This is a genomic window from Pseudarthrobacter sp. J1738 (genome assembly GCF_050490315.1).
GTDB lineage: Bacteria > Actinomycetota > Actinomycetes > Actinomycetales > Micrococcaceae > JBNPEO01.
Window position 1 is genome coordinate 50,823 of the sequence record NZ_JBNPEO010000005.1, and the last position, 16,203, is coordinate 67,025.

16 protein-coding genes are annotated in these 16,203 nt (G+C 59.6%); 8 read left to right on the top strand and 8 right to left on the bottom strand.

Annotated features, from left to right (window positions below; translation table 11 throughout):
* Positions 1-51: 51 nt before the first annotated feature.
* Both ACQR35_RS08870 and ACQR35_RS08875 read left to right on the top strand, forming a co-directional pair.
* Positions 52-1,227: an acyl-CoA dehydrogenase family protein gene (locus tag ACQR35_RS08870; RefSeq protein ID WP_430267352.1), complete on the top strand. Its 1,176-nt coding sequence runs from the start codon at positions 52-54 to the stop codon at positions 1,225-1,227.
* A 61-nt stretch (positions 1,228-1,288) separates the two neighbouring features.
* Positions 1,289-2,692: an alpha-L-fucosidase gene (locus ACQR35_RS08875; protein ID WP_430269817.1), complete on the top strand. Its 1,404-nt coding sequence runs from the start codon at positions 1,289-1,291 to the stop codon at positions 2,690-2,692.
* Here the strand turns inward: ACQR35_RS08875 and ACQR35_RS08880 are convergent.
* From ACQR35_RS08880 to ACQR35_RS08910, 7 genes are all read right to left on the bottom strand, one after another.
* The gene (locus tag ACQR35_RS08880) at positions 2,670-3,725 is read right to left on the bottom strand and encodes a zinc-dependent alcohol dehydrogenase family protein (protein WP_430269818.1); all 1,056 of its coding nucleotides are present in this window, start codon (positions 3,723-3,725) and stop codon (positions 2,670-2,672) included. The genes ACQR35_RS08875 and ACQR35_RS08880 overlap by 23 nt on opposite strands.
* Positions 3,726-3,733: 8 nt before the next feature.
* Positions 3,734-4,324: a DinB family protein gene (locus ACQR35_RS08885; protein ID WP_430267355.1), complete on the bottom strand. Its 591-nt coding sequence runs from the start codon at positions 4,322-4,324 to the stop codon at positions 3,734-3,736.
* Complete coding sequence (nadE, locus tag ACQR35_RS08890) at positions 4,325-5,146, bottom strand: ammonia-dependent NAD(+) synthetase (protein ID WP_430269819.1); 822 nt, start codon at positions 5,144-5,146, stop codon at positions 4,325-4,327.
* 128 nt (positions 5,147-5,274) lie between these two features.
* A complete protein-coding gene (locus tag ACQR35_RS08895; protein WP_430267362.1) occupies positions 5,275-6,036 on the bottom strand; it encodes a maleylpyruvate isomerase family mycothiol-dependent enzyme in 762 nt (253 codons plus the stop codon).
* Positions 6,036-6,866 carry a fumarylacetoacetate hydrolase family protein gene (locus ACQR35_RS08900; RefSeq protein WP_430269820.1) on the bottom strand — a complete coding sequence of 277 codons (831 nt, stop codon included), beginning with the start codon at positions 6,864-6,866 and terminating at the stop codon, positions 6,036-6,038. The genes ACQR35_RS08895 and ACQR35_RS08900 overlap by 1 nt, the downstream gene beginning before the upstream one ends.
* Positions 6,863-7,996, bottom strand: a complete 1,134-nt coding sequence (locus tag ACQR35_RS08905) for a cupin domain-containing protein (RefSeq protein ID WP_430269821.1) — start codon at positions 7,994-7,996, stop codon at positions 6,863-6,865. The genes ACQR35_RS08900 and ACQR35_RS08905 overlap by 4 nt, the downstream gene beginning before the upstream one ends.
* A 123-nt stretch (positions 7,997-8,119) precedes the next feature.
* A complete protein-coding gene (locus tag ACQR35_RS08910) occupies positions 8,120-8,902 on the bottom strand; it encodes an IclR family transcriptional regulator (RefSeq protein ID WP_430267539.1) in 783 nt (260 codons plus the stop codon).
* A gap of 102 nt (positions 8,903-9,004) precedes the next feature.
* Here ACQR35_RS08910 and ACQR35_RS08915 point away from each other — a divergent pair, with 102 nt between their 5' ends.
* From ACQR35_RS08915 to ACQR35_RS08930, 4 genes are all read left to right on the top strand, one after another.
* Entirely contained in the window at positions 9,005-10,342 is a 1,338-nt protein-coding gene (locus tag ACQR35_RS08915; protein ID WP_430267365.1) for an MFS transporter, read from the top strand.
* Positions 10,335-11,588, top strand: coding sequence for an FAD-dependent oxidoreductase (locus ACQR35_RS08920; protein WP_430269822.1), 1,254 nt, complete (start codon positions 10,335-10,337; stop codon positions 11,586-11,588). Before ACQR35_RS08915 ends, ACQR35_RS08920 begins: the two co-directional genes overlap by 8 nt.
* Positions 11,589-11,651: 63 nt before the next feature.
* Positions 11,652-12,224 (top strand): orotate phosphoribosyltransferase, encoded by a 573-nt coding sequence (gene pyrE / locus ACQR35_RS08925; RefSeq protein ID WP_430267367.1) that lies wholly within the window; start codon positions 11,652-11,654, stop codon positions 12,222-12,224.
* A 33-nt stretch (positions 12,225-12,257) separates the two neighbouring features.
* Positions 12,258-13,301: an alpha/beta fold hydrolase gene (locus tag ACQR35_RS08930; RefSeq protein WP_430269823.1), complete on the top strand. Its 1,044-nt coding sequence runs from the start codon at positions 12,258-12,260 to the stop codon at positions 13,299-13,301.
* 7 nt (positions 13,302-13,308) lie between these two features.
* Here ACQR35_RS08930 and ACQR35_RS08935 read toward each other — a convergent pair whose 3' ends face one another.
* Positions 13,309-14,148 carry an HAD-IIA family hydrolase gene (locus tag ACQR35_RS08935; RefSeq protein ID WP_430267369.1) on the bottom strand — a complete coding sequence of 280 codons (840 nt, stop codon included), beginning with the start codon at positions 14,146-14,148 and terminating at the stop codon, positions 13,309-13,311.
* A gap of 139 nt (positions 14,149-14,287) precedes the next feature.
* On the opposite strand from ACQR35_RS08935, the gene ACQR35_RS08940 reads away from it, so the two are divergent.
* Both ACQR35_RS08940 and ACQR35_RS08945 read left to right on the top strand, forming a co-directional pair.
* Complete coding sequence (locus ACQR35_RS08940; RefSeq protein WP_430269824.1) at positions 14,288-15,334, top strand: hypothetical protein; 1,047 nt, start codon at positions 14,288-14,290, stop codon at positions 15,332-15,334.
* Between the two features lie 51 nt (positions 15,335-15,385).
* Positions 15,386-16,033 carry a TrmH family RNA methyltransferase gene (locus tag ACQR35_RS08945; RefSeq protein ID WP_430267540.1) on the top strand — a complete coding sequence of 216 codons (648 nt, stop codon included), beginning with the start codon at positions 15,386-15,388 and terminating at the stop codon, positions 16,031-16,033.
* The last annotated feature ends 170 nt before the right edge of the window (positions 16,034-16,203 follow it).

Consider the following 16,203-nt stretch of genomic DNA (forward strand, 5'->3'; position numbering starts at 1 on the left):
TTGGCAATATACTAGGACATCCAATGGTTTGAAAGAGCAAAGGAGCTCCGCATGCCACAAGCAGCATTGCCTCCCTATCCTGATGCCGACCTTTTCCACGTTGTGGACATGCTGCCGGTACACGAAAAAGAGCGTTACCAACGCACTCGCGAGTTCTTACAAGAACGCATTCGGGAACAGAGCATCGAGTACTGGAACCGTGACGAATTTGCCTTTGGGCTGCTGGCCGAAATGGCCAAATTTGGGCTCGGCGAACTGCAGCTAGACGGCTCATCGAAGCTGTTTAAGGGTCTGATGTACGTAGAAATTGCCCGTGCAGACGTCTCGCTTTCCGCACTTGCGGGCATTCACAATGAGCTGATTGTGGGCATGATCCACGAGCTTGGATCCGCTGAACAGCAGGAACGCTGGCTCCCTGCCTTGCGCACATTTGATGCGATTGGCGCTTTTGCGCTGACCGAACCGGAGCACGGTTCGGACATTGCTGGCGGGCTCGCCACCACAGCAAGGCGCGACGGCGATAGCTGGGTGATCAACGGCGCTAAACGCTGGATTGGGGCGGCAACGCTCGCGGACTTCGCACTGGTCTGGGCCAGGGACGAGGCCGATGGCGAGGTCAAAGGGTTCATTGTTGAGTCCGATAGGCCCGGCTATAAGGCCACTAAGATCGAGCACAAAATCGGCTTACGCATTATGCAAAATGCGGACATCACCCTTGATGAGGTGCGCATCCCGGCAGGCAATCTACTCCCCGGGGCGACTGACTTTTCCCAAGCCAACTCGCTTCTGCGCGATTCCCGCGCCTGGGTGGGCTGGCAAGCGGCAGGAATCCAGTTGGGGGCCTTTGATATTGCCCGGGCATACTCGCTGGAGCGGCAACAATTCGGCAAGCCGCTGGCCAAGTTCCAGCTGGTACAGCAGCAGCTCGCAGAAATGTTGGGAAATGCGCACTGCTCCCTTGCGCTGATGGTTGAGCTAGCCCGCGTCCAGGAGGCCGGAAAACTGGAGATGGTCCAAGCCGCTCTGGCGAAGTCCACCACCACCAGGCTCGCTAGGCAATCCGTAGCAATGGGGCGGGCTCTCTTGGGCGGCAATGGAGTCACCACGGACTTTGAGATGGCCAAGCTTTTTTGCGACGCCGAGATCCTGTACACCTATGAGGGCAGCTACGAGATCAATTCGTTGATTGTGGCCCGCGCCGTCACCGGAGTGTCCGCGTTCGTCTAAGGCACCCTGCGCAGATAATCGAGGGACATACTCCCGGCTAGGACGCGAGGTACCCGCACACATGACTGACTTCCAGCCGGACTTCACACCTGACAACCTCGCAGCTGCTGGTCGTTTGGGGTATGCGGAGGATCGAGGGTACGAGTGGCCCACGGACCCGCGCACCCTCACGGCTCTGGAGCACTGGCGTTCGCTGAAGTTCGGCGTGATTATGCACTGGGGTTTGTACGCGACCATTGGACAGGACGGCAGTTGGTCCTTGTGCCGGGAGAACATTGGCGCCTTTATGGAACCGCCCGCCAGTTGGTCCGGAACTGAGGAAGAATACGAGGCCTTCTACAAGGAGCTGCGCAAGAACTTCACGGGTGAGGATTACCGGCCGGAAGAGTGGGCGGCCATGTGTGCCAAGGCCGGGATGAAGTACCTGGTTTTTACCAGCAAGCACCATGACGGATTCGCCATGTATAATACCGCGGAATCGGACTACAAGGTCACGGCCGCAGACGTTCCATTGGGCCGGGACATCCTGCGCGAAACTTTTGACGCGTTCCGTGCCGAGGGGCTTGAAACCGGGGTGTATTTCTCCAAGGCGGACTGGGCCCACACGGGGTATTGGAAGCCTGGCGGGAACACAGTGAACCGTCTGCACAACTACAACATCGACGAGGACCCGCAAGCGTGGGACGGTTTTGTTCAGTTCACCCAGCGCCAGATCGAGGAACTCCTCACCAATTACGGCGACATCAGCGTCCTGTGGCTAGACGCCGGCTGGGTGAACGAACCGGATGAGCCAATTGGCATTGACCACATTGCCCAGCGGGCACGGGAGCTTCAGCCGAACATTCTGGTGGTGGACCGTGAGGTCCACGGGCCCAACGAAAACTACCGCACCCCCGAACAGGAAATCCCCTCGGAGACCCTGGACTACCCCTGGGAATCGTGCATCACCCTCACCCCGGGGTGGTGCAGCATGCGCCCGGACGATGCCACGCGCCCAGCCCATGAGGTGATCGCCACGCTAGCCAGGATCGTCAGCCGCGGCGGCAACTACCTGCTGGGCATCGGCCCGGACGCAACGGGCGCCATCTCCCGCAACATCGTGACCACCTTGGAGCAGGTGGGTGGGTGGATGGACGTTAACGGCGAGGCGATCTACGGCACCGTTCCCGGCGGCAAAGACGCAGACCTGCTCGACGACGGCGGGTCCGGCTACGAGTGGCACTTCACCCGGACGGATTCCACCATTTTTGCGCTCGCCTTAATTGGCGACGCCGACGGCACCGCCGGCTTTGACCTCACTGTCAGCAGCACAACGCCGGTCCGCAGCGCGCGCGTGCTGGGCACCGACGTCGTGATTCCCGTGGAAAACAACGACGGCGAGATCACGGTTGCGGTTCCGCGCACTACCGCCCACCTGGCACTAGTGCTCGCCTTGGAACTGGCTACGGAACCAGTAACACCTTGATGGCGCGGCGTTCGTCCATGGCTTTGTAAGCCTCGGCAGCTTCCTCAAGCGGCATCTCCACGTCAAAGACCAATCCCGGGTTGATGGCGCCGGAGAGGACGTCCTCGAGTAGTTCGGGGATGTACGTGCGGGCCGGTGCCATTCCGCCAGCTACGTGAATGTTGGAGTCGAAGAGGTAGCGCAAAGGGATCTCGGCGCCGCCGGTGGGAACACCAACAAACCCGAGTGAGCCGCCGGGCCGGACCGAGTGCAGTGCCTGTTCCATGGATTCTTTGGTTCCCACGCATTCCAGCACCGAGTCGGCCAGAACTCCGCCCAAAAGTTCACGAACCTTGGCCACACCTTCTTCGCCGCGTTCGGACACAATGTCCGTGGCGCCGAATTCGGTGGCAACCTTTTGGCGGTCCTCGTGTCGAGACATGGCAATGATTCGGCCGGCGCCCAAACGCTTAGCTGCCAAAACACCGCAAAGGCCCACAGCGCCGTCGCCCACTACCACCACGGTTTTCCCAGCGGTGACGCCGGCGCTCAAGGCGGCGTGGTGGCCCGTGGCCATCACATCCGAGAGGGTCAGCAGTGATTTGCGGAGCGCGGAATCCGGCTCTGTGACGCCGGGAACCTTGACCAGTGTGGAGTCCGCCAAAGGCACACGAACAGCCTGGCCCTGGCCGCCGTCCACTGGCAAGCCGGTGCTGTCCTTGCCGCCCCAACCGGCCAAAAGCTCACAGGCCACCGTCACACCATCAAGGCACGGCGGGCACTTGCCGCAGCTGATCACAAAGGGTGCAATCACAAAATCGCCAGCCGTCAGGGTAGTGACTTCGGTGCCAACACTCTCCACCACACCAATAAATTCGTGGCCAATCGCGGATGGCTTGTGCACGGGTTTTACACCGCGGTACGGCCACAAATCCGAGCCGCACACACACGCGGCAGTTACCTTGACCACCACATCGGTGGGGTGCTGGACCGTGGGGTAGTCGCGGTCTTCAACCCGAATATCGCCGGGCGCATGGATGATGGTGGCGCGCATAGTGGCTCCTAAATTTTTGGTGACTGCTGGGCTTCGCGGGCGGCGGATTCAATCCGGGCCGCGAGCTCACTGAACTGCTCTTGGTTGTAGAAGGACACGTTGGGATCTCCAGGGCCTTGCCCCACAACCCCATCCATGTTTTCACGAATAATGTCCGCGTGACCAAGGTGCTGGGCAACCTCGGAGAGCATGTGGACCAGAATCTGGCCGAGAGTCACGTTCCGCTTTTCCGGCCCCCACCACGGCACTTCGCCGGGTGCGTCCAACTCGAGTGCGTTGATGGTTTGGTCAGCGTACTCAGCTGCAAAGTGGTGCAGCTCGATGATCTCTTGTGAGGATTGCTCAGCCGGCACCCACATGTCCGCGTCCGGGGCGGCGTCCTCGTTATACCAAGGCAGTTCGCGGCCACTGGGGCGGTTGAAGGTCTCGCCAAAATAGCCCAGCTCAACGCTGGCGACGTGTTTAACCAGGCCCAAAAGGTTAGTCCCCGTGCCGGTCATGGGCCGGCGCATGTGGTACTCGTCAAGGCCGTCCAGTTTGCCGAGTAACTCTGCCCGGCGTTTTTGGAAGTAGCTGTGGAGGGCTACCTTCGTGTCCATCTATTTCCACCACGTATCAAAAATGGTGACCGGGACGGTGCGCTTGTGGCGGGTGCGGAGGTACTTCTGTTCGATGGATTCGGCTACCTCGTCCGGAACCTCGTGGCCCTCAAGGTAGGCGTCAATCTGGTCGTAGCTCAGGCCGAGTTCGTCTTCATCCGTGCGGCCAGGCTTGCCGTCCAACAGATCCGCGGTGGGGACCTTCTTCCACACACGCTCGGGGGCGCCAAGTTCAGCCAACAACGCCCGGTTCTGACCCTTGTTCAGGCCAAAGAGTGGGAGGATATCTGCGCCGCCGTCGCCGAACTTGGTGAAGAACCCGGTGACTGACTCGGCGCCGTGGTCGGTGCCAATCACCAGGTAGTTGTGTTCGCCAGCCAGAGCGTACTGGGCCACCATTCGGGCGCGCGCTTTGACGTTGCCCCTGTTGAAGTCTGAGATCGGTGCGCCAGTGGTGGCTTTGAACTCTTCTTCAAAACCGTTGACCGCGGGGGCGATATTGAAGGTCCACTCGGTTTTGGCCTTGATGAAGTCCAAAGCAGCCTGTGCGTCTTCTTCATCCTTTTGGACGTTGAACGGCAGACGAACAGCCACAAAGTTGGCGTCGATGCCCTCGGTAGCGAGCTGCTCTACAGCCAGCTGCGCTAGGCGCCCAGCCAAGGAGGAATCAAGGCCACCAGAGATGCCCAGAACAAATCCCTTGGTGCGTGTTGCCTTGAGGTATTCGCACAAGAAGTCCACGCGCGCTCGTACCTCAGCGGCTGGATCGATGGAGGGCTTAACGCCCATTTCTTCAATAATTGTGGCCTGAAGTTCTCGCATGTTCCCAGAGTACTAGTTGCTGTTCCTCCGTGACCTTTCCTTCAAGCTCGAGTGGCGTGATTCGGAGCGAAGAAGTCCGTTGACAATGGACCCCCGCGGCGATGTAATCGGCATGACACTTTTTGGGCTTAGATCCACTTCGGTGCAGCGGGTAATTCGCCCTCTGTCACCCCGAAAGTCGCCCCTTTCTGCTCTATAGTTACGCCAGCGCTACCCCGGCCGGCCGCCCATTGGGTGACGGCGGCTAGGGGGCCGGAGAGCACGGTTGGGTGGCTGGCAGTTGTGTCGCCCACGGTCAAGCCACCGTCCACTTTCACCACGAGTCCAGCGTCAGTCCCGCGGGCGTGCCAAGCCCCAGTAATATCCGCAAGGAGCCTCGCCAGGACCGGCTGGGGGACGTCCCCAAACGTTGCGCCGTTGTCTAGGTCAATGGCATGGATCCACACTTCGCGGGTACGCATCCAAACAGTTTCCGAGGCCGGCACCGTCCGGCCTTGTGCTGTTTTGACCTCATGGCGCCATGCGTCCTCACGAAGATCCCGCCACTCGACGTTTAGGTGGACGGCCGAGTGGTCGAATAGGTGCCTTAGAGCGATCGGAGGCAAGGTGGCGCCGAAGTCAATCTCATGATTCCTCGCCCCGGGGGAGGAGTACATAGCTGTTTCGACCCCGGTGGCTGCCCACTCTATAAGCCGCGCAATAGCCCGCGCGTTGTAGCCCACATGGGCCACAACGTGGCGTCGCGTCCACCCCGGCAATAGCGAGTCGCCGTCGAGGTCTGAATCGGTGAGTTCGTTGAGTTTTCGTGCGAAGAATGCCGTGCCGCGACGGGCTTGGAGAAGCCCGTCCAGCAGCGCCGCATCCGTCGTCTGATCGTGACGGGCAACCATCAAGCTTCCTTGACCACGCGGTTGGTCAGTTGCCCCAGTCCCTCAATGGTGGTGACCAAGACCTGTCCTTCTTGGAGGTAACGCTTGGGGTCCTGGGCATGGCCCACACCGCCGGGGGTTCCGGTAGCGATCACGTCACCCGGGTTCAGCGTGATGATGGTCGAAATATAGGAGACCAGGAATTCCGGCGTGAACACGAGGTCTGAGGTGGGCGTGGACTGTTGAACCTCGCCGTCCACTGCTGAAGTCATCAGCGGGCCGGGCGTGAATTCATCCTGAGTAACCAGCGCAGGACCGAACGGTGTGGACTTTTCCCAGGTCTTGCCCTGAAGCCATTGGATGGTGCGGAACTGGTAGTCACGCATAGAAACGTCATTCAGCACCGCATAGCCTGCAATGTGCTCTGCCGCTTGCCCTTCAGGGATACGGCGCCCGGTTTTCCCAATAACAACAGCCAATTCGGCTTCCCAGTCCACGGTGTCGGATTCTTGCGGCAGCGCCAAATCATCGTTGGGGCCGATCAAAGACTCCTGATATTTGGCAAACAGTGTGGGATGGCTGGGGACTTCCCGGCCCATTTCTTTGATGTGGTTGCGGTAGTTGTGGCCAACGCAAATGATTTTGCCCGGTGAAGGTACGACGGCGGCAAGATCGGCGCCCTCTGCAGGGTACGTTGCGCCGCTAGCCGCCTGGGCGATGGTCGCCCAATGGGCATCCTTCAGAAGGGCGCCGACGTCGGGGAACCCGTCGATCTGGGTGAGGGTGTCGCCATCCTGGCGTACCGCCGTCGTGCCGGTACCGTTTTCGAGGCGGAGGGTGAGTAGTCTCATGCGTTTTTGCGTCCTTCGGAGTAGCTGCGGTTGAAGTGCAGGCGTTCAAAAATGGGGGCGTCGCTGAAGCGGAACAAATCAAACTCGGTGTCGGCGTGGAGCGACCAAGAAGCCCAAGAAGGAACCACAAAGAGATCGCCCTTAGCCAGGGTGCGGGTTTCGCCGTTCAGAATGACAGAGCCGGAACCCTCAAAAACTTGCCACACGCTCGAACCGACTTCGTGGAGCGGCTCCGTCTGGGCGCCAGCGCGCAAACGGTGGAACTCGGCGCGGATGGTAGGCATAACGTCCCCGCCGGTGGTGGGGTTGGTGTAGCGGACGGCAGCATGGCCTTGGGAAACAGTGGCCGGGTGACCCTCATCTTCAAGGAGTAGTTGTTCTCTTAGTGCGCGGTCCGTGTATTCCCAGCGGTAGGCCGCGATAGGAGAGCTGGTGGTGTCCTCGAGCCCGGAGAGCGGACGAAGTCCAGGGTGTGCCCAGAGGCGTTCGGAGCGGGAGATGTCGGGCGTGGCCTCGTCAGTGACACGTTCAGTGCCAAATTCGAAGAACCCTGCATCCGCGTAGTGAACGAACGGAATGTCTAGGCCGTCGATCCATGCCATGGGTTCGTCAGTGTCATTGTGGTGGCCGTGAAAATTCCAGCCCGGCGTCAGTAAAAAGTCACCACGAGACATACGAACCGGATCGCCATTAACCACTGTCCACACGCCTTCACCCTCAACGACAAAACGGAAAGCGTTCTGTGAATGGCGGTGTTCGGGGGCGGTCTCACGGCCACCGAGGTACTGGATTGCGGCCCAGAGGGTAGGGGTTGCGTAGGGTGTGCCGCCCAGGCCGGGGTTGGCTAGGGCAATAGCGCGGCGCTCACCGCCGCGGCCAACGGGAACCAAATCGCCGGCACGGGCGGCAAGCGGATAGAGGTCGCTCCACCGCCATACGTGAGCCTCGGCCTTAGGGGATGGAACCATCGGCATCAAGTCGGCAATCTCGGTCCACAGTGGGATCAGATTTTCTTTCTCAAAATCCCGGTAAAGCTCCTCCAACGCAGCGGCCTCTTCAGGCGTTGGCTCAGGCGCAGCGTGTTCCGCCGCTACTGATTCGTGGGTCGTGTTCTCGGCGCTGATGGACACGGAAACCTCCTAGAGGGGTGAAGAACTCTTGTTGTGTAGTTCGACCCTACGGAGGACCATATGTGATCTCCACCATATTCTGTCAAGCAGAATTTTCTCGAGTTATTTCACTGATTTCGGAACCTATTCCGGCCCTGCCGGGTTGGCGGCGATGTCGATCTCCAGCTGGCGGCACGTTTCCCGGAGGGCGGTGACCAGTCCGTCGTCGAACAAGCGCCGGAACCTTGTTGCGGGCGTGGCCACACTGAGCGCCCCAACGGCGTTCCCATGCCTATTGTGTAAGACTGCGCCCATGGCGCTGACGCCTTCCTCAGTGCCCTCGAAGTTCGCAGCGAAGCCGTTGTCTCGAATGGTTTCCAGTTCACGCAAAAATGCTGGATATTCGGCGTCGGAAATGTTGTCTCCACCAATCTCGGCGTTGTTGCTTCGAAAGAGTTGCTCGAGCATGGCGGGCTCCAACTCGGCGAGCAACGCCTTGCCGCCTGACGTTTTATTGGCTGGCAGCACAACGCCTTGACGGTCGCCAATCCGCAGCACGTTACCGCCTTCGACGGTCGACAGGAACCGCACTTTGGTACCAACGCGGACCATCAGATTCACCGTTTCGTTGAGTCGCGCTGACAAGAGCTCCATGTGTGGCTGGGCGACACTGCGGAGCAGTCGAGTCCACGCGAGGCCGGCCGGCCCTATGCCCATGGCTGGACCTGGAACGTAGCGCCGATGTTCGTCTTGTACGGCAAATCCCCGGTAGATAAGCATCGCTAATAGCCGGTGGGCCGTAGAGGGTGCGACGCCGAGCTCCGTGGCGGCATCCTTGAGACGCAGCGCGCCACCGTCGCGCAGTAACTGCAGCAACTGCAAAGCGTTGTCCACGGCGTCGATGGAGTAAGTGGGCCGCTTCTGCATCGGCTTCCGCAGAGAGGTTGGTGGCGGCGAGATCGAGTCGAATTTATTCTGCACATCAGAATTGTATTGCAGATCACGTTGCTCCACCACGACAGTAGTGGCATGAATCACATGCAACCTGCTGCAGCGTCGCAGCAGTCTCCACTGCCAAAGCGCAGCCGTGCCGCCGGTGACGAACCCGCCGCACAAAGTTTCTCCAAAGCGTCCGCCATGGCCGTCCTAGTTTGTTGGCTTTTGGTGGTTTTTGATGGATACGACCTCATTGTCTACGGGACAGTCCAGTCGTCCCTTATCAACGGAACAGGATGGGGCCTGACCAAGGCGACCGCTGGAACCGTTGGATCGATGGCGTTCCTTGGCATGATGATCGGTGCAGTATTCGCTGGCCGTATGTCAGATACCTGGGGCCGCCGGCGCACCATCATCGGTTGTGCCATAGTCTTTTCCGTCTTCACTATTCTGTGCGCACTCTCACCTAATGCGATCGTGTTTGGTGGGCTGCGTCTGCTTGCTGGTATTGGCCTTGGCGGGCTGGTTCCCTCGGCCAACGCACTCGTGGCTGAGCTGGTGCCGGCGAAGTGGCGGTCCACTATTGCAACGCTCATGATGTCGGGTGTTCCGATTGGTGGTTCCTTGGCGGCGGTGGTGGGTATTCCGCTGATTCCAGCTTTTGGCTGGCAAGCCATGTTCTTGGTGGCAGTTCTTGCCTTGATGATTGTTATCCCGTTGGGCTTGCGCTATTTGCCTGAAACGTTGGGGCAGCGCGGGAACGGTGTGCACCAAGGCGATGCTGTTTCTTTAGGCGGCGAACCGCGTCAGCGTCCCGGCTTTGGCGCCTTGCTCAGGGCACCGTTTCTGGGGCTCAGTGTGCTTTACGCCGTTGCTACGTTAGCCACTCTCTTTGCGTGGTACGGGCTTGGAACGTGGCTGCCTAACCTGATGCAGCTTGCTGGCTATAACCTCGGTTCGGCTCTTACCTTTGCGCTTGCGCTGAACTTGGGTGCAGTAGCTGGCTCGGTAATTACGGCATGGGCAGGGACCCGCTTTGGACCCATCCCGACGGCTATCGCGGCCGCGGGCGTCGCAGCAGTGGCTCTCGTAGTGCTTGTGTCCGGGCCTTCGGTCGGCGTCGTTTATCTGATGCTCGTGTTGGCAGGCGTCGGAACGCATGGCACACAGTGCCTGATTATTGCGGCAGTTGCTAACCACTACCCGGCGCATTTGCGCGGGACAGCTCTTGGTTGGGCACTCGGCGTCGGGCGCATTGGCGCCGTAGTCGCTCCCCAGGTAGGTGGCCTATTGCTGGCTGCCGGGCTGGGCGTCAACTCAAACTTCTTGGCTTTTGCAGGCGCGGCGGCCGTTGCTGCAGTGCTCCTGGGGGCCATTTCCCTCAAGAACAAATCCACACTCAAAGTCTCTCAAGGAGTCAGCCATGTCTGATGTGAAATCCACTACTGATGTTCTAGTAATTGGCGGAGGAATGGCCGGTTTGGCTGGCGCGCTCGCTCTGCGTGAGAGCGGTGCGAATGTCACCTTGGTTGAACGTGCACCGGAGTTTGGCGAAGTAGGAGCGGGTCTGCAGATGGCGCCCAACGCTTCACGGGTACTCAAGCGTTGGGGCTTGCTGGAGAAGGCGCTTGAGATTGGTGTTCAGCCTAAGCATCTGGTCTTCCGCGACGCCATCACGGGCGAGGAGCTAACTCGGCAGACCCTCGGCGGTGAGTTCGAAGAGCGTTATGGTGCGCCCTATGTGGTGATTCACCGTAGCGACCTCCACCGAGTCTTGTTGGAGGGTTGCCAAGCCGCAGGCGTCACGCTCGTCAACGATGTAACAGTCCAGAGCGTTGAGACGATCAATGGGCGCGGGATTGCGCACACTGTTGCGGGCGTGGATTATGAGGCGGACGTTGTCATTGGTGCGGATGGTTTGAAGTCCACCTTGCGGCCTCTAGTCGCTAACGATGAGCCCGTCTCTTCGGCTTATGTGGCTTACCGTGGCACGGTTCCGATCACGGAGGAAACACCTCAAGCAGATCTTGAAGACGTCATCGTCTATCTTGGGCCGAACTGCCACTTGGTGCAGTACCCGCTTCGGAAGGGCGAGCTGCTGAATACTGTTGCAGTATTCAAATCTCCCTCGTTTGAACGTGGTGAAGAACAGTACGGCGGTGTAGATGAGCTGGAGGCGGCCTACAAGGATTGTGTTCCCGCTGTGCAAGAGGCCTTGAAAAACCTGGGTACCGCGATGCGCTGGCCGATGTATGACCGTGACCCGATCCAAAACTGGGTTGCTGGCCGGATGGTGTTGATGGGCGACGCCGCCCACCCCATGTTGCAGTACCTTGCGCAAGGAGCCTGCCAAGCGCTGGAAGATGCCGCAGTTCTGCAAGATGTCTGTGAAGGAACGGTTTTTACTGACGACGGCGCCAACCCTGAGGCTTGGGACGCGGCGATGCGGGAATTCAACTCGCTCCGCGCCGAGCGGACTGCTCGGGTTCAACGTACGGCTCGCGTCTGGGGTGAGTCTTGGCACGTGTCCGGACTGGCACGTACGCTCCGCAACTTGTTGTTCAAGAGCCGCGCCGACGGCAATTTCCAGCACAACGATTGGTTGTACGGCCAAGATAACGACGGCGTGCCGGCCCGCTCCACTGCGCGGTCGCTCGCGTCCGCGCAGGTTGTCTAAGGGTCAGCTGTTTCAGGGCGCGGGTAACGCAGTGGCGTGGAAGTCTTACGTAGAATAGGAACCATGACTTCCACGGTTGACACTGCAACTGCCCGCGCTCGCCTGCTTGAGCTCATCAAGGAATTGGCGGTGGTGCGTGGCAAGGTGATCCTGTCCAGTGGTGCCGAGGCTGATTACTACATTGATCTGCGCCGCATCACCTTGCACCACGAGGCATCCAAGTTGGTGGGCCAGGTGATGCTGGAGCTCATTGATGCTGCGGGAATCGAATATGAGTGCGCCGGCGGTCTGACCATGGGTGCCGATCCTGTGGGCACCGCCGTCATGCATGCTGCTGTGGATGCGGGCCGGCCCGTAGATGCGTTTGTGGTGCGCAAGGCGCAGAAGTCTTACGGTATGGGCCGTCAGGTTGAAGGCCCCTCGGTTGAGGGCCGCAATGTGGTGGTTCTTGAGGACACATCCACCACAGGCGGCTCCGCGCTGACTGCTGTTGAGGGTGTGCGTAAGGCCGGCGGAAACGTGGTTGCAGTGGCAGTGATTGTGGACCGCGACACTGGCGCCAAGGAAAAAATTGAGGCCGAAACCGGTGTCCCGTACCTCTTCGCTTTTGGCAAGGACGAGCTGGGTCTGAACTAGGTCCCCTTGCCTGAAACCTCCGCGGGGGAGGAGATGAACCGGGGTCAGAACACTACGACGGCGGAGTGGGCCAGCGCGCTTAAAACCGCCACCGGGATGCACCGGTTTTCTCGGCGTGCCTTTGTGATTGGCGCCGGTTCAGCGTCCATATTGGCCGCGGACATGGCCTTCACTCGTGCCGTGGCGGAGCAGCGACGACGGACCCAAATTTTGACCGTGAAGGACAGCTACGCGGAAGCGTATTTCCCGGATGCTGCGTGGATTCTTTTTCCCGGGTTCAAAACGGGTTGGGAGGAATCTCAGGTCATCCTCTTGGCCCTGCGTGATGCTTTGAACCAGCGAGGCCAGCTGGCCGCCGTCGGATACTCAAATTTGGGTTTGCGCGTTGAAGACGTGGTGGCCGCCGTCCTAGATTTTGTGCAGAGTCGCCGGCTGAAAACCCTGTACTTTTATGGCCACAGTTTTGGTGGGATGTTAGCCACCCAAGTGGCGGCAATCTTGCGCAGGCTCTACAACATTCGGGTGCGGCTGATTCTTTTGGATTCGAGCCCTGCGAGCCGTCAAGACGTCTTGGACGGTAGTTGGTTTGACGATGTGGTGTTCCTGTATGAACGCGGTGTGCGGATTCCGAGCCTGCTGCGTGGAGGCTATGAACTTGGTGAGCGGGTGGCCAACAAGAACGAGCGTAGTTGGAAGCAAGTCTTTGAGCAGTCCATGGCTGAGCTTTCACCGTTGGCGCCGTCGAGTCTTTTGGTTCAAACCGAATCGGCGTACATCTATCACTTTGAAGTCGCCGACTATCACGGGCTGATCAGCGACACCAAGATGATCTACATCGGGAGTCCGGCCGACCGAACGGTTGACTATTTTTCAGCACGGGAGCGTTGGCGCAACAACTACAGGTCCAATATGGTCTCGGCGGATCAGCAGACTAAGGGCGCAGCCCCGGCACACGCGAGCCCGCAGTGGAGTGCACTCGTGTACCGCCCGCTCATCACAGAGCTGCTGGACAAATATGACCCGCTGCCCTCGATGGAGCGGAATATTGACCCTCGCGATTGGCCTACCCAGCGTTAACCAGTAGCTAAATCTGCTTCATCAGATCGGCCACGGAGTTCAGGACCTGGTTGGGCCGGAACGGGTAGGCTGCGATGTCCTCAGGCTGGGTGATGCCGCTGAGAACCAATACGGTGTGCAGTCCAGCTTCCATGCCAGCGATGATGTCCGTGTCCATGCGGTCACCGATCATGGCCGTGGTCTCCGAGTGTGCATCGATCTGGTTCATGGCTGAGCGAAACATCATGGGGTTCGGTTTGCCCACCACGTAAGGTTCGCGCTCGGTGGCCTTGGTGATCATTGCGGCAATCGCGCCAGTTGCCGGCATGGGGCCGTCCTTGGACGGGCCCGTGGCGTCGGGATTGGTGGAGATAAACCGGGCGCCGTCCAGAATCAACCGGATCGCGGTAGTGATCGCTTCAAAAGAGTAAGTGCGAGTTTCGCCGAGCACCACAAAGTCTGGGTTCTGGTCGGTGAGGATAAAACCGGCCTCGTGGAGCGCCGTCGTAAGTCCTGCCTCACCAATGGTGTAGGCGCGGTTTCCGCTGCCTGAACCGCTCACCTGCTCCTTCAAAAACTGGGCAGTGGCCAGCGCGGAGGTCCAGATGTTCTCTTCTGGCACTTCCAAGCCGGAAGAGCGCAAACGAGCGGCAAGATCACGCGGGGTGTAAATGGAGTTGTTAGTCAGCACCAAAAAGCGCTTCGACGTATCAACCCAGCGCTGAATGAGTTCCGCTGCTCCAGGGATGGCGTGGTTTTCGTGAACCAGCACACCGTCCATATCCGTAAGCCAGCATTCGATTTCTTGGCCACTACGGTACTTGCTGGTCTGGAAAGTGGGGTTCGAGTCGGAGCTGTTCTCAGTCATGCTTACAGTCTTTCATTCTTCGGCGATGGATACAGCTACCCATCGAATTTTGACTCAAGCTGCGAGCCCCTGTTTTAGGCTGGGGGAGGCAACTTGGCTGCGAATCCGCGCCGAGCGTCACAATCCAGGGGGAATCCACGTGAGCAACAATTTTGGCCCGCCACCACCGCCAAACCAACAGCCCGTGCCGTACGACGGCGGGACACCGCCTCAGCCGGTAATGCCGCCTTATGGAGCAGCGCCGCCTTTTAGCGCTCACCCGGATGACGCAGCAGATCAGACAGTGCTGCGTTACCAACCCGAACCGGTGAACCAAGGTGTTCCGGAAGCGGTCTCGCCGCGAACTAGGAGCGGCAAAAACCTCGCGATCATTCTTGGAAGCGCCACGGCCGTGCTGGCACTAGTCATCGTGGCCATTTTTGTGTGGGTAGTGCCGGCGATGAACGCTCTGTACACGCCAGCACCGGCCAAAACAGTGCCGGTTGCCGAGTCTCCTGCGCCAACCACCACTGCCGCAACCACCAGCGCCACCCCGGAAGCGCAGCCCTCCTCAATCCCGGCCGGGGCAACACCACTTCCGGCGGTTTGGGCCGCTTTGGCTGGCCCTAGCAACGTTCCTGCCGACGGCGACCCCAAGTTTGGAAAGTTTGTCACCGGGGAATCCTCCTTCCAGTATTTGAAAGAGTGGAGCAACGATTCAACCTTTGGTGTGAGCCGGGATCCTCTGACAGGAACCGCCATGCAGCAGCAGGCCTACGGTACGGAAACTAAGGACGCTGACGGCATTTCCACGGCTTTCGCGTTCTTCGCTGAGTCCCAGGAAGGCAAGCACACCGCCGAGGTACCCAAAGTTCAGGCGGCTCTGAAGCAGTTGGAAGCCAAACTTGTTGCGCTCCCAGCCGCTGATCTGCCCAAGACCTTGGTGGGCCACAAATGTGCCAGCGACTTCCGTTCATCCAAGCCTCAACTGCGCGAGTTCCGCCGGGGCATCGGAGTTGTGGTGATGTTCGAATGCAAAACGGGTGCTGGGGACCAGATCCAGGGTGTGAACATTTTTGCCATCACACCCTGGGGGACTCCACAACGTGTGGGCGTTTCAGGGCATAAAGACTATTGGGATGCCCACCCGGGCCTGATGCAGCAATTGGGCAACAGCTACCGCATCAACAAGTGGAAGCAAGGCTAATGTTGAGGGGTGACTGAGTACCCAGAATCCCCGGCCCCCGCTGTCGAACCAATAACAGCGGATTCAACTTCAGAGCACCAAATCCCCGCTCATCAGGTTGGTCTTGGCCCGTGGGAGGGTGAATGGCCGGAAGGTGATCACTGGGATCACGAGCTGCTGGCCAATGGGGACCGCCGGAATGTGGTGGACAAGTACCGTTACTGGTTGCACGAGTCGATCGTTGCTGACTTGGACCAGCACCGTCACAATTTTCATGTGGCCATTGAAAACTGGCAGCACGATCTGAACATTGGCACGGTGGTGCGCACTGCTAACGCTTTTTTGGCCAAAGAAGTACACATTATTGGACGACGCCGGTGGAACCGCCGCGGCGCCATGGTCACCGACCGCTACCAGCATGTTCGTCATCACGCCACGGTTGAAGAGTTTGTTGAGTGGGCACACGGCGAAGGCTTGGCCGTGATTGGCATCGACATTTTTCCGGACTCGGTGCCGTTGGAAACGTACACTTTGCCTCGGGATTGTGTACTGGTCTTTGGCCAAGAGGGCCCTGGTCTGAGCCCGGAAGTTCACGCAGCCGCGGAGGCAACGCTCTCCATTGAGCAGTTTGGTTCTACCCGCTCCATCAATGCAGCCTCGGCCGCGGCCATTGCGATGCACGCCTGGATCCGCCAACACCACTTCGGTCAGAGTATCTAACCCCCCGACCTGTTTCCTCCCGCCCTGTTTCCTCCCGCCCTCGCACCTTCTCCCGCTCCCGTTCTCGAGCGTGCCTGTTTTCTCCCGCCGAGTTGGCACTTCGCGCGGGTGTTTCGCGGGGGAAGGGGAGTGGAGCGGCAAACCAGCGGGGGGGGGGAGAATACAACGGG